Origin of the sequence: Paracoccus sp. SJTW-4 (assembly GCF_047716885.1) — a bacterium.
Classification (GTDB): domain Bacteria; phylum Pseudomonadota; class Alphaproteobacteria; order Rhodobacterales; family Rhodobacteraceae; genus Paracoccus; species Paracoccus solventivorans.
In genome coordinates this window covers 2,287,207-2,299,239 of sequence record NZ_CP136681.1, presented here as the reverse complement: position 1 = coordinate 2,299,239, position 12,033 = coordinate 2,287,207, and the positions used below count along the sequence as shown (strand labels likewise).

Genomic DNA, 12,033 nt, shown 5'->3' with positions numbered 1-12,033 from the left:
GGTGACATGCTGCGTCGGACCGACTTTCCGTCTTTGATGGAACGACCGTCGCCCGATGGCGCAAGCTGCCAGTCTTCCTCAGAAGTGGCTGATCGCGTCCGCCGTTTCAGCGCGAGAACACCGACTCGCCGAGGGCGTTCAGATTGACGATGGCCGAGATGCCGATGACAAGGCCGCCCATGCCGCCGAGCAGGTTGAGAACCAGCCCCGAGTCGATGGCGTTCTTGGTGATGCCATAGACAAGGGCATAGCCGGCGATGACGGCGGGCACGGCGAAGAGAGCGAGCGCAATGAGCCGCAGGGCCGGGTTCCTCGCGAAGCCAAGAACCAGGATCACAAGGGCGATCGAGAGCAAAGCGGCACCGATGGCCATGAGGCCAGACATCACGACACCGGCCCCCGCGCCCCAGGCATATTGCGCGGTCGTGATCGCCGCCATGACGGGCAAGGCATAGATCGCCAGATTGTAGGCGATCACACAGGCCGCGATGCTGAGCGAGATGGCGAGCAGGATCAGCGTCATGGAAACCTCCAGAGAACGGTTGGGGATCACGACAGGCTGCCGGGAGATACGCTCCGCCTGCGACTATGCTGCTTCGCCGGTTCTGCAAGGATGTTCCATCAAAGGCGCGGCGGCGTTTTCTGTCAAGGTTCGGCGGCTTAAAGCCGCCAGGCGGCGGGACTTACGCCCCGCCGTCGAACTTCATGACCGGGATGCCGAGCTTGCGGGCCTTGTCGGCGAGATTCTCCTGAATCCCGGTACCGGGGAAGACGAGGACGCCGACCGGCAGCACGTCCAGCATGGCATCGTTTCGCTTGAACGGCGCGGCCTTGGCGTGCTTGGTCCAGTCGGGCCGGAAGGCGACCTGAAGCACCTTGCGGTGATCGGCCCAGCGGGAGGCGATCAGTTCGGCTCCCTTCGGCGACCCGCCGTGCAGCAACACCATGTCGGGGTGCTTGGCATGGACCTGATCGAGCTTCGCCCAGATCAGGCGGTGATCGTTGAAGTCGGCGCCGCCGGTCACGGCCACCTTAGGGCCGGCGGGCAGCATCACCTCGGTCTCGGCCCGGCGCTTGGCGGCAAGGAAGTCTCTGGAGTCGATCATCGCGGCAGTCAGGTTGCGATGGTTGACCATCGAGCCGGTGCGCGGCCGCCAGGCGCTGCCGGTGTGGTGCTCGAAAGCCTCGGCGGCGAGGTCGCGGAAGAGTTCCATGCTGGCGCGCCGTTCAATCAGGGTCTGCCCCTCGGCCGTAAGGCGTTCGAGTTCGACCGACTTCACCTCGCTGCCGTCCTGTTCCCGCTGCATCCGGCGCTGCGCCTGCTCGTTGGCGTCTAGATCGCGTTCGACCCGGCTGGTGGCGCGGTGGAAGAGATTGGCGGCCCCCCAGAGCAGCTCTTCGAGATCGGGTTCGAGACGGGTGTCACTGAGCGTCGCCACAAGGGCGTCGAAGATGTCTGTGACGGCTACAGCGACGGTATTGCCCTCGGGGAGCGGCCGGGGATCAGGTTCGTCCTGGAACGGGCGCCAGCCGTAGAGCTGGAGTTCGGTGAGGGCGTGATCGGTCTGGGAGGAGGTGTGGACCGGCTCGGCCCCTGCATATTCGGGATCAAACGTCATCGGTTGCGTCCTTCGTCTGGAGACCGCGCCCATCGCGGCCTTCGCAGGCGTCGAAGCGCACGGGCGGGACGGGTTGACAGCCCTCGCCCGCTCGGCGAGGGCCTTGATGGCCGGGTGCGGCTAATTTGCCTTTCGCGATGCAAAGGCGGGGCCAGAGACGGGGTCCCCACGCGACCTGTCGCGTGGGGTGGCTCCCCGCCGGCGGAAATTAGTCGCTCCCGGCCATTGCCTGCCCGTCCCGTTTGTGCGCCGATCGCCCTCTCCGAAGGCCGTGGGTGCGGGACTCTCCGGCGGTGGATGCACCTGCCGATGCCAAGCGAACGAAACCGGCAGAGGCCGAGCCGGACCGAGCCTCCGGGGCCGATCACACCCTCACCCTTCCATGAAACGGCGGACGTCTTCGGGATGAAGCTGATCCTTCAAGGCCGCCCCGAGGGCATCGGCGCCATGGCGTCGCAGATCATCGTTGAAATCGCCCTCGCGCGGCATGAGCGAGACCGCCTCGATCCCGAGATCGGCTGCTCTGGCGGCCAGTCGGTCTCTTGCACCGTCCCCGGCCGGGTCGCGATCGCGCAGGACATAGAGCCTGCGCAGCGACGGCGGGAACAGGATGGCGGCGAGGTGAGCGGCCGAAAGCGCCGCCAGCATCGGCATGCGGGGCAGGACCTGGCGCGGCGACAGCACGGTCTCGATGCCCTCGCCGGCGGCGAGCACCTCATCGGCGATGCCGAAGCGGACCGCGTGGCCGAGAAGGTCGCCCATCGCCCGCCGCGGTGTCTCGACAGGCGCCTTGCCGGAACCGTCCGGGGCGAGCCATGTGCGATGCGCGCCGGTCTGGTGGCCGGTGAGATCGGTGACGGCGGCGACCACCGCCGGCCTGATCTCGGTGGGCGCATGCTCGTTGGGCCTGTAATAGCACCGGGGATGGTAGCGCAGCGCGGTGGTGCCTTCGAGCGTGGTGATCGCTCGCCGGTTGAGGTAGATCGCAGCAAGGGTGCCGTGGATCGGCTGCGCCATGGCGAAGAGCCGCCGCGACGCTTCAGGCGAACCGGGTGCCGCGCCGGATGTGCTGTCGGTCGGCGCTCTCGTCTTTGCCGGTTCGGGATGCGGGAGGGCGAGGAAGCGGCGCGCTTCCTCAGCCACGTCCTTGAAATCGGCGAGGCCGAGCGCCTCGCGGATGACGTCGAGAAGGTCGCCATGCTCTCCCGTCGCCATGTCACTCCACTTGCCCGCCGCACCCTTGCCGGATTCCGGGCCGGTCAGTCGCACGAACATGGAGCGTCCTGGGGTGTTCTGCACGTCACCGACCAGCCAGTATCGCCCGGCGCGGTGGCCGGACGACAGGTAGTGGCGGCAGACCGCCTCGGCCTCTCGGCCAAGGCGGATCGCCAGTTCGGATGCGTCGTGCCTGGGCATCAGGCTGCCTCCCGCTCGCCGATGCGCTCGACCGGCCAGCGGTCGAAGAGCTTCCCGAGGATCGCCGGACCGCTGGCATCGACCGGCACGAACATGCGCAGCTTCCAGGAGATGATCTCGTGGAACAGCCCATAGGCCGTGAGGCGCTGGCGCATGGTGTCGGTGAAACCCGACAGCTCGATCCGGTTTGCCCCCATGACCCGGACCCGGCGAAGCTGGAGGCCCTCAGCGAGATCGAGGATGGTCCGACTTTCCAGCAGCGCCGCGAAGGCATCGTCCGGCGAGACCGAGGTGATGCCGGTCTCGGTCGCATTGGCCGCCCAAGCCGGGGAGACCTTGCGGCCGATGATGCGCTCGCCGGCGTCAGACTGAAGCCGATAGACGCGAGTGGAGTCGTTCGGCAGCCGCTTCCAGATCGGTAGCAGCAGGCCCGTCACCATGTGCAAGGTGGACTCGGCGAACTCCGGCACCTCCGCGACTTCGGCTTCCCAGGCCGATGCGAAGGCATCCCTGTCGGCTTCGACCCAATGGGTCTCGCGCATCATCCTGACCTGGACGTTCTGCGCTTCCATCGGCCGGATCAGCCGGACGCGGCGCTCGATCTCGCCATCGTCCAACATCACGCTGGTGGTGGGGATCTGCACCGCTGCCCGGCCTGAGCGCTCGTTGATCAGCAGCCTGGCGCGGGGATCGTCGAGTTCCGCCAGCGCGGCGTCGAGCGTCACCGGGCGGTTGCGCCTGCGTTCGGTGATGGTCAGCAGGCTGGTCTCGGCCCCGGTGCGCGGGTGCGTGTAGATCACCTGCCGATCCGTCACTACGAAGCTCTCGGCGCGCAGGGTCTCCAGCCCGGCGTCATAGGTGCCGGAGGCGATGGCGCCCTCGATGCGGGCGGTCAGAAGTTGTTCGAAGGCGGTGAAGAGGATGCCCTGAAGCTCGATGGTCAGCGCCAGCAGCCGGTTGAGGAAGGTGGTGATGGCCGGCAAATTGTCCTTGATGCCGTTCGCATCCATCAGCTTCAACCCGGTGGCAGCCTCGAACCGCTCCAGTGAGCAGCCGTCGACCTTGCCGCGCACCAGCAGGAGATAAAGCTGGCGCAGCGCGTCACGGGCGTAATGCGATTCCAGGTTATCTTCCGGGCGGAACAGGCCCTGACCACCGGTCTGGCGCTGGCCGCGCGTAATCGCGCCCAGCGTGTCAAGACGGCGGGCGATGGTCGAGAGGAAGCGCTTCTCGGCCTTCACATTGGTCGAGATCGGTCGGAACAGTGGCGGCTGTGCCTGGTTGGTGCGATGCGTGCGGCCGAGGCCCTGGATGGCGGCGTCCGCCTTCCACCCGGCTTCGAGGAGATAGTGGACACGCAGCCGGGTATTCTTCGCCGACAGTTCGGCGTGATACGACCGGCCCGTGCCGCCCGCATCGGAAAAGACCAGCACGCGCTTCTGATCGTCCATGAAGGCTTGCGTCTCGGCCAGGTTGGCCGAACCGGCGCGGCTTTCCACGACGAGCCAGTCGATGGTGACGCTGCGTTTGCGGACGATACGGCGCGAACGACCCGTGACCTCGGCCACCGTGTCGGTCCCGAAATACTGGATGATCTGGTCGAGCGCGCCGGGAACCGGCGGCAGGCTGGCGAGGCTTGCGATCATCTCGTCGCGCCGGGCCGCGGCCTCGCGGCTCTCGACCGGCTGGCCATCACGATAGACCGGGCGCGAGGACAGATTGCCCTCGCTGTCGGTGAACGGCTCGTAGAGTTGGACCGGGAAGGAATGGGCAAGGTAATCTAGGACATATTCGCGCGGCGACAGGTCCATTTTCAGATCGCCCCATTCCTCGGTGGGGATCTCTGCCAGCCGCCGTTCCATCAGCGCCTCGCCGGTCGAGACGATCTGGATGACGGAAGAATGTCCCGCTTCCAGATCGGCCGTGATGGACCGGATCAGCGTCGGGGTTTTCATCGACGTCAACAGGTGCCCGAAGAACCTCTGCTTGGCGCTCTCAAAGGCCGAGCGGGCGGCGGACTTGGCCTGCCGGTTCAGCGTGCCGGACCCGCCCTCGCCGCCGGTGATGTTGGCGGCCTGCATCGCCGCATCGAGATTGTTATGGATGATGGCGAAGGCATCGGCATAGCTGTCGTAGATGCGGACCTGTTCAGGGGTCAGTTCGTGGTCGAGCAACTCGTATTCCACGCCTTTGAAGGACAGCGAGCGGGCGGTGTAGAGGCCAAGCGCCCGCAGGTCGCGGGCCAGCACCTCCATCGCCGCGACGCCGCCGGCCTCGATCGCCTCGACGAACTCCGCCCTGGTCGAGAAGGGGAAATCCTCGCCGCCCCAGAGACCGAGCCGCTGCGCATAGGCGAGATTGTGGACGGTGGTGGCGCCGGTGGCCGAGACATAGACGACTCGGGCATCGGGAAGCGCATGCTGGATGCGCAGCCCGGCACGGCCCTGCTGCGAGGCGGCGACATCGCCGCGTTCTCCCCTGCCTCCTGCGGCATTGGCCATGGCATGCGCCTCGTCGAAAATCACCACCCCATCGAAGTCTGTGCCCAACCATTCGACGATCTGTTTGACCCTGGAAACCCTTGTCCCCCGGTCGTCGGAGCGCAGCGTGGCATAGGTTAGAAACAGGATGCCTTCGTTCAGCGTGATGGGCTTGCCTTGCGGGAATCGCGACAGCGGCGTGACCAGCAGCCGCTCCATGCCGAGCGCCGACCAGTCACGTTGCGCGTCCTCCAACAGCTTGTCGGATTTCGAGATCCAGATCGCCTTACGCCGCCCCTGCATCCAGTTGTCGAGGATGATGGCGGCGGATTCCCGACCCTTGCCGACGCCGGTGCCGTCGCCGATCATGAAGCCCTGACGGAAACGGATTGCTCCCTCGGCATCCTCCGGCGCGGCGGCGAGATTGTCGAGCGTGTCATCGATCGTCCAGCCCCCGGCGAGGAAGCCCCCATGGGCCTCGCCCGCATAAATCACGGTCTCCAGCTGCGCCTCGGACAGCTTGCCGAGAATGTCGTTGGGAAGCGTCGGCCGATAGCTGGGCTTCGGCGGCGCGATGCTCGCCATCGAGGCCGACTGCACGAGCTGGGTAGGATGCGCCTGCGCCCCGTCGATGCGGATGGTCTGAAGCCCGTATTCCTCGTAGATCGCGTCGGAGAGGCCGCCGCCCTCGGCCGGTTCCCAATCCACGGTCTCGTAGGCGACCGGCACGGCCTCCGGTTCCGCAAGGGGCGCGGCGGGCGCGGATCGCGCGGCGCGGTTGACGTAGCCGCGCACGGTGCGGGGCGCGGTGGGTCGTGCGACCGGCACCGTCAGGCCGGGATCGACCGGCAGCCGCGTGGGAAGCAGGTCGGCTAGCCAGGCGATCAGCGTGGCCACGTCCGGCGCGACACCAGGCGCTGCCGGAAACACCGCCGCATCTTCGGCCGGCAGCTTGTCGATGACCGTGAGCCGGGTCGGGACAGTGGTGCCTTGCTTGGCATAGACCGAGCCGTCGATGGCGGCGGAAAAGGTGACGCGACCGCGTTCCTGCAGCCGGGTCCAGGAGGCGGTCCACGCCGGATTATCGGGGGCGAAGCTCGCGCCGGTGATGGTCACGAGCCGTCCGCCGGGCGCAAGACGCGCCAGCGCCGAAGCGACATGGCGAAAGGCGGCGTCACGCATGCGCCCCTCGACATTGGCCATGACCGAGAACGGTGGATTCATCAGCACGACGGTCGGGACAAGGCAGGGATCGAGATGGTCATCGATCTGGGCCGCGTCGAAGCGGGTAACGGAAAGGGCCGGAAAGAGAGAGGAAAGCAGGCCGGCGCGCATCTCGGCCAGTTCATTTACGAGAAGCGTGCCGCCGGCGATCTCGGCCAGGATGGCGAGGAGCCCGGTGCCGGCCGAGGGCTCCAGCACACGGTCGGCAGGCGTGATCGCCGCCGCCGTGACCGCCGCGAAACCGAGCAGGATCGGGGTGGAGAACTGCTGGAAGGTCTGCGCTTCTTCCGAGCGGCGCGTATGCGTCGGCAGAAGCCCGGAGATCTTGCCGAGCTGCGGCAGGATCGCCGACTTCGAGGCGGCTTTACGGAAAAGCACATTGCCGTATTTGCGCAGGAAGAGGACGGTCGCAGCCTCGCAGGCATCATAGGCCAGCTTCCAGGTCCAGGCGCCGGTGGCATCGGAAGCGCCGAAACCCGCTTCCATCGCGCCGCGCAGCGTGGCGGCATCGACGCGCTGACCGCGCTCCAGATGCGGCAGCAGTAGGCCGGCAGCGGTGAATATGCGGGCTGCGGTCTCGGCGTCGTGGTCGCGCGGAAGCGGCGCGGTGGCGGATGCCGCCGCGGATGCGGAAATCATGTTCATCGGGGATTCCTCGGGAGAGCAAGTCAGGATCAAGCCGGGCAGCGCTCTCTCTCGACCGCACCGGCTCAAACCCCTTCCGGCCCATCTCTCGCTCTGAAGCCGTGGCGAAAGCAGGCATGAAACAAGCGCCCGACCGTCAGGCTGGGCGCTTGTGGGTTTCAGTCGATGGCCTGGAAGATCGCCGCCGCCTCCGGGTGATTGGCGGCATGTTCGTAGAGACGGCCATAGCCCTCGGCGAGTTCGTCGTCATCGTAGCGGAAGGAAAGATGCGAGAAGGCGAAGAGCGTGGCGATGATCCCAGCCGCATCGCATGAGACCTCGCCCTCGAAACCGTTGCCTTCGCAGAACAGGAGGTAACGGGGCTTTGATGTCGGCGCGAGATAGAGCGGCTGGCCGGCGCGTTCGTAGAAATCCCAGAGCCCGCCGCCGTAATCGGCGGGGCTGAGGATCTCCATGAATCGGAAGACGGCATGCTCGCCGATGATGAGCAGGCGCCGGCCGAAAAGGCGCGGCAGGAACTTCATGCGGCGCGCGTCGGGGACACGGGTTGCGGATTGAGAAGCAAGTTCGGGCAAAGCCATGATCGGTCTCCTGGAGGGAAAGGGACGGCAGCCGGACGACCCTCTCTCAACCCGTCCGGAGGCACCCTCTCCCGGCCCTCCTCTCGCTCTGGGGGCTTGAAATGGACCATTCTATGGACCATCTTGGCAGGATAGCGGAGAACATCTGGAGCGATGTGCGATGAGGGTTTCTGTCACCGAGGCGAAAGGGCAGCTCACCGAACTGGTGAAACGCGCCGAGGCCGGCGACGAGGTGATCCTGACCCGGCGGGGCCATGAGGTCGCCCGCCTCGTGCGGGTTGCTGTCGCAGCGACCCCGAAAGGCCGGCGTGCGCTGATGGAGCGGGTCCGGGCCACGGCGCGGGGCAAGGCACTGCCCGGCGCCGATGCCGCGCGCAGTCAGGACTTCCTCTATGGTGATGACGGGATGCCGGCGTGATCGTCGTCGACACCTCGGCGCTGATGGCGATCGTGCTGGACGAGCCGCAGGCCGAGACCTGCATGGCGGCGATCGAGGCGGCGGACGGATTGCTGATCTCGGCCGGAACCGTGGCCGAGACGCTGATCGTGGCCGGGCGCCGCAATGTTGGGGAAGAGATTGCCGCCCTGATCGAGGGCCTTGGGTTCGAGGTCGTCTCCGTCACGGAGGCTTCGGCACGCAGGATCTCCGAAGCCTATGCCCGCTGGGGCAAGGGCGTTCATCCCGCCGGTCTCAACTACGGCGATTGCTTCGCCTATGAGGTCGCGAGCGAGCGCGGCTGTCCGTTGCTCTTTGTCGGCGATGATTTCTCACGGACGGACCTGCGGTCGGTACTGTAACCCCGGAAAGCCGGGCTTTAGCCGAAGCGATTCCCATCAACTGTGAAGCTGTATTCGTTGGCACCGATGGCCTCATCGACCGCCTCATCCGAAGTCAGGTCATCGTAGTCGCGCTCAAGCTGGCGATAGAGCCAACGCGCGAGATCGCGCAATGCCTCGATGACGGTCTCCTCGGCATCGGCGGTCATGCCCTGCCCTGTCGGGCTGTCGCGGGTGACCGAGATCGCCATGCAGTATTCGTGATAGTATCGCCCCCGATGGGTCGTCTCGGCCGTCAACTGGTAGAAGTTGCGGCGTTGCGCCTGATGTAGGGCATCCGCGATGCGGTGCAGCTCCGCATCCTTCGGCGCATAGGCACGGATTTCCGCCGCCGTGCCTTTGCGATAGGAATAGTGGCCTTCGAACGCGGCGCCATCGCCCTGCGACCAGAAGCCCGTAAACCAGATGCAAGGCTCTTGTCGCACGCCGCCGCCCATGAGGCGGACGGTGCGGGTCTTGATGCGGATGCCGAGGATGTCCGCGATCCGCCGGAAATCCTCATAGACGGCATCGTACCAATCGTAGTCGAAGCCGCCCTCGCGATACCAGGCGCGGGCATTGTCTTTCGCGGCTTCGGAAAGCTCGTCGAGCCGATAGACCGTGGTTTCGATGACGTCAGGCATTGGGGTCGCCCCCGTCCAGAACGGTGGAAAGCCAACCGTCGGTGTAGATCCAGTCCACCGTCTCGCCGGTGGCGAGGTCGAGGACATGCGCGCCGCCCCCGAACCCGTCGATTCTCGGACGTGAGCAGGTATTGGCGTATTGCATCCCCCATAGCCCGGTCAGGCCGAACGCGGCGGCACAGCGTTTGACGAACTGGATGACATGCTCGGGATCGCCGGTGCCGTCATCGCGCATCCAGAGCTGGGTGCCGCCATGTTCGGGCTGGATCGAAAGCATGAAGCCGTCCGAGGGCGGATCTTCGGCGGCGTTTTCACGCGCCAGCGCGTTGTAGAGATCAAGCGCGCGGGCGGCGTTCTCGGGGCTGCCCACGTCGAGCAGGCAGGAGAAATGGGTGAAGTAGTCGGCCATGACAGGCTCCTGAAACGAGAAAGCCCGGCGCGGGGCCGGGCCGAATGGGTGGGAATGGGCAACAGGTCAGGCGGCTTGTGGCAGCCGAACCAGATCGGCAGTCGTCTCGCGCCAGAAGGGATCGACCAGCCGCGCCTCGAGCAGGTTGGCGCGGTGGCGGAGATCACGAGCGGATACTGCATCGCCGCGCCCGGATGCCGTGAAGGCCATGCCCCGCAGACGGCTGGCCTCCGTGACGATGCGGCGGGCCTCGGCGTCGGACGCGACCGGGTGCTGCCAGAGCACGCTCCCGGCCCGGACCTGACCGGCAAGGACAAGGCCCAGTTCTTTGTCCTGAATGACCATGACGCGGGGGCGAAAGCGCAGCGCATCGCCCTGTCCAGCGCGGAAATCACCGCGCCCAACGCGCTGGCTGGCGATGGTCATCGCCTCTTCGGGGGATTGGCACTGCCCGATGACGAGCGTGCGGTCTAAGCGGCCGACGTCATCGTTTTCGTCATCGCTGGCGATACCGATGCAGGAGATGCACAGAGGCAGCTTCTGGGCGTGACGCAGCCGGGGCAGGATCTGTCGCGCGACAATTTCGCCGATCGAGGCGAAAGTGGTGTGGTGGGAAAGGCTCATGGGGAATGCTCCGCGACGGACGGCGGAAGCCCCTCTCCCGCCTCACAATCCGTCACGGCCAACCGGCCCGCACTCTTACTCTCCCGTCCCGACGGTGGATCGTCCCGCACCTCGGCGGGACGATCCGGCGATCAGCACCAGGGCTCACGCCGCCCGGCCCAGGTTCTCGCCAGCCCTTCATCGACGAGAATATCGCCGACATCGCGGCCTTCGACGCGTATCGCCGCCAGGGTCCGGCCATAGCGGTCGGTCCCCTGACGCAGGATTTCGACCCGCCGACCTTGCAGGATTTCCGCCAGCCTGATCTTCGCTTGCCGGGCAAGGTCGGTTTCATGGATGCAGCGGCCCTCCATTTCGGGAGCGTCGATGTTGAATATCCGAACAGCTTCGGACTGCTGTCCCATACCCAGCCGGATCGAGTCACCGTCCCAGACGCGGATTTCCGCCGGCTCGCAGGAAGCCGTGCAGAGCAGGACGGAGATGACGATATGGCTGAGCATGGCAAGAGGCTTTCATAAGGGGGAGGCTGACGCGACTGCTCAGACTTCTTCCTGAAGTCGGCCATTGACGCAATGCGGATCGACCTCCGCCTCGATCCGCTGCGTCCGCCCCATCCAAGGCGCCGGGTGGATTGCCCGCGCCCAATCGGCGAAGGACGGGATACGGCCCAGATCCTCGCGGACATGCTGCTCCCCGACCCATCGGGCCGGGATCACCCTGCCGGTGGACAGGGTGATCGTCGCCCCGAAAATGGTCTCGGCCATGAAGATGCCCTCGGCATGGTGGCGAAGCGCGCGATGACGAAAATCGGCCAGGATCTCCTTGCTGGCATCGAACCAGCTATGGATGGGCAAGTAATCCTCGACCGTGCCGCCCCATTTCTTCACCGACGAGAGCGCATGATGATAGGGATGTGCCATTTCCGCCCCCTCAGAACTCGTGACTGTAGAATTCGGTGGCGGTGTAGCGCTCGTTGTAGTCGAGCGTGATGGTGCGCGCCGCCACATCGAAGCTGAACTCGCCATAGGCGCCATCATTGTTCTCCCAGCCGCCATGGGTTTCCGAGAGGAAGTCATAGGCGAGCTGTTCGATGGCCGCCTCAACGCCCATTGAGATTGCGGTCACCTTGTCGGTTCCCCATGCCACCGTGGCAATGGTGATCTCGCCCTGCGGCAGGTCCACGGTCCGGTCGTCCGATTGCGCGGTGATGTCCTCGATCTGGCCGCTGTCGCCAGAACCGTCGAAGGTGACGGTCACGAGAGTGATGCCTGCGGCGGCCAGCGCATCGAACAGCGCCGTCTTGTTGTCGGGACGGACCGCTTCAGCGCGACGGTTGCGCTCATCGCGCTCGGCGAAGAAGCGCGCGACGCTGGCGGCCATGTCGAATTCCGGCGTGGCTGGTTTGTCGGTATCGGTCATTGGATGATCCTCCAGGAGAGCGGGATGATATGGCCCGGCGGCGCTCTCCTCTCCTTCCGCCAGGCTCGCCCCGATCCCGGCCCAACTCTCCCTTTCCAGAGCCGAGGCGAGGCCTCGGCACCGCCGCTGGCGATGCGCAGCCTGCGCATGGCACAA

The 12,033-nt window shown here is 66.1% G+C and carries 13 protein-coding genes; 2 read left to right on the top strand and 11 right to left on the bottom strand.

Annotated features, from left to right (window positions below):
* Nucleotides 1-106: 106 nt before the first annotated feature.
* The 5 genes from RSP45_RS11215 to RSP45_RS11195 all read right to left on the bottom strand — a co-directional run bounded on the left by RSP45_RS11215 (nucleotide 107) and on the right by RSP45_RS11195 (nucleotide 7,965).
* Nucleotides 107-523: a hypothetical protein gene (locus RSP45_RS11215; protein ID WP_058099095.1), complete on the bottom strand. Its 417-nt coding sequence runs from the start codon at nucleotides 521-523 to the stop codon at nucleotides 107-109.
* 160 nt (nucleotides 524-683) lie between these two features.
* A complete protein-coding gene (locus RSP45_RS11210; protein ID WP_058099096.1) occupies nucleotides 684-1,619 on the bottom strand; it encodes a DUF2493 domain-containing protein in 936 nt (311 codons plus the stop codon).
* A 372-nt stretch (nucleotides 1,620-1,991) separates the two neighbouring features.
* Nucleotides 1,992-3,035 carry a toprim domain-containing protein gene (locus RSP45_RS11205; protein WP_058099097.1) on the bottom strand — a complete coding sequence of 348 codons (1,044 nt, stop codon included), beginning with the start codon at nucleotides 3,033-3,035 and terminating at the stop codon, nucleotides 1,992-1,994.
* The gene (locus tag RSP45_RS11200) at nucleotides 3,035-7,384 is read right to left on the bottom strand and encodes a strawberry notch family protein (RefSeq protein WP_088233767.1); all 4,350 of its coding nucleotides are present in this window, start codon (nucleotides 7,382-7,384) and stop codon (nucleotides 3,035-3,037) included. The genes RSP45_RS11205 and RSP45_RS11200 overlap by 1 nt, the downstream gene beginning before the upstream one ends.
* 158 nt (nucleotides 7,385-7,542) lie before the next feature.
* Complete coding sequence (locus RSP45_RS11195; RefSeq protein WP_058098139.1) at nucleotides 7,543-7,965, bottom strand: antirestriction protein; 423 nt, start codon at nucleotides 7,963-7,965, stop codon at nucleotides 7,543-7,545.
* Nucleotides 7,966-8,125: 160 nt separating this feature from the next.
* On the opposite strand from RSP45_RS11195, the gene RSP45_RS11190 reads away from it, so the two are divergent.
* Nucleotides 8,126-8,383 (top strand): type II toxin-antitoxin system Phd/YefM family antitoxin, encoded by a 258-nt coding sequence (locus tag RSP45_RS11190; RefSeq protein ID WP_058098140.1) that lies wholly within the window; start codon nucleotides 8,126-8,128, stop codon nucleotides 8,381-8,383.
* Nucleotides 8,380-8,763: a type II toxin-antitoxin system VapC family toxin gene (locus RSP45_RS11185; protein ID WP_058098141.1), complete on the top strand. Its 384-nt coding sequence runs from the start codon at nucleotides 8,380-8,382 to the stop codon at nucleotides 8,761-8,763. Before RSP45_RS11190 ends, RSP45_RS11185 begins: the two co-directional genes overlap by 4 nt.
* Before the next feature lie 17 nt (nucleotides 8,764-8,780).
* Here RSP45_RS11185 and RSP45_RS11180 read toward each other — a convergent pair whose 3' ends face one another.
* The 6 genes from RSP45_RS11180 to RSP45_RS11155 form a co-directional block, all read right to left on the bottom strand.
* On the bottom strand, nucleotides 8,781-9,425 hold the full coding sequence (locus RSP45_RS11180) for an antitoxin of toxin-antitoxin stability system (RefSeq protein WP_088233766.1): 645 nt from the start codon (nucleotides 9,423-9,425) through the stop codon (nucleotides 8,781-8,783).
* Nucleotides 9,418-9,834 (bottom strand): hypothetical protein, encoded by a 417-nt coding sequence (locus tag RSP45_RS11175; RefSeq protein ID WP_012092612.1) that lies wholly within the window; start codon nucleotides 9,832-9,834, stop codon nucleotides 9,418-9,420. The genes RSP45_RS11180 and RSP45_RS11175 overlap by 8 nt, the downstream gene beginning before the upstream one ends.
* Before the next feature lie 66 nt (nucleotides 9,835-9,900).
* A complete protein-coding gene (locus RSP45_RS11170) occupies nucleotides 9,901-10,458 on the bottom strand; it encodes a hypothetical protein (RefSeq protein WP_143794786.1) in 558 nt (185 codons plus the stop codon).
* Nucleotides 10,459-10,589: 131 nt separating this feature from the next.
* Nucleotides 10,590-10,958 (bottom strand): thermonuclease family protein, encoded by a 369-nt coding sequence (locus RSP45_RS11165; protein WP_012092610.1) that lies wholly within the window; start codon nucleotides 10,956-10,958, stop codon nucleotides 10,590-10,592.
* A 39-nt stretch (nucleotides 10,959-10,997) separates the two neighbouring features.
* Nucleotides 10,998-11,378 carry a DUF6915 family protein gene (locus tag RSP45_RS11160; RefSeq protein WP_012092609.1) on the bottom strand — a complete coding sequence of 127 codons (381 nt, stop codon included), beginning with the start codon at nucleotides 11,376-11,378 and terminating at the stop codon, nucleotides 10,998-11,000.
* Nucleotides 11,379-11,388: 10 nt separating this feature from the next.
* On the bottom strand, nucleotides 11,389-11,877 hold the full coding sequence (locus tag RSP45_RS11155; protein ID WP_012092608.1) for a DUF6878 family protein: 489 nt from the start codon (nucleotides 11,875-11,877) through the stop codon (nucleotides 11,389-11,391).
* Nucleotides 11,878-12,033 lie beyond the last annotated feature (156 nt).

What these genes read in the sequence shown, in the direction of transcription:
- RSP45_RS11215 (WP_058099095.1), bottom strand. Translation starts at nt 523, where the DNA reads ATGACGCTGATCCTGCTCGCCATCTCGCTCAGCATCGCGGCCTGTGTG.
- RSP45_RS11210 (WP_058099096.1), bottom strand. Translation starts at nt 1,619, where the DNA reads ATGACGTTTGATCCCGAATATGCAGGGGCCGAGCCGGTCCACACCTCC.
- RSP45_RS11205 (WP_058099097.1), bottom strand. Translation starts at nt 3,035, where the DNA reads ATGCCCAGGCACGACGCATCCGAACTGGCGATCCGCCTTGGCCGAGAG.
- RSP45_RS11200 (WP_088233767.1), bottom strand. Translation starts at nt 7,384, where the DNA reads ATGAACATGATTTCCGCATCCGCGGCGGCATCCGCCACCGCGCCGCTT.
- RSP45_RS11195 (WP_058098139.1), bottom strand. Translation starts at nt 7,965, where the DNA reads ATGGCTTTGCCCGAACTTGCTTCTCAATCCGCAACCCGTGTCCCCGAC.
- RSP45_RS11190 (WP_058098140.1), top strand. Translation starts at nt 8,126, where the DNA reads ATGAGGGTTTCTGTCACCGAGGCGAAAGGGCAGCTCACCGAACTGGTG.
- RSP45_RS11180 (WP_088233766.1), bottom strand. Translation starts at nt 9,425, where the DNA reads ATGCCTGACGTCATCGAAACCACGGTCTATCGGCTCGACGAGCTTTCC.
- RSP45_RS11175 (WP_012092612.1), bottom strand. Translation starts at nt 9,834, where the DNA reads ATGGCCGACTACTTCACCCATTTCTCCTGCCTGCTCGACGTGGGCAGC.
- RSP45_RS11170 (WP_143794786.1), bottom strand. Translation starts at nt 10,458, where the DNA reads ATGAGCCTTTCCCACCACACCACTTTCGCCTCGATCGGCGAAATTGTC.
- RSP45_RS11165 (WP_012092610.1), bottom strand. Translation starts at nt 10,958, where the DNA reads ATGCTCAGCCATATCGTCATCTCCGTCCTGCTCTGCACGGCTTCCTGC.
- RSP45_RS11160 (WP_012092609.1), bottom strand. Translation starts at nt 11,378, where the DNA reads ATGGCACATCCCTATCATCATGCGCTCTCGTCGGTGAAGAAATGGGGC.
- RSP45_RS11155 (WP_012092608.1), bottom strand. Translation starts at nt 11,877, where the DNA reads ATGACCGATACCGACAAACCAGCCACGCCGGAATTCGACATGGCCGCC.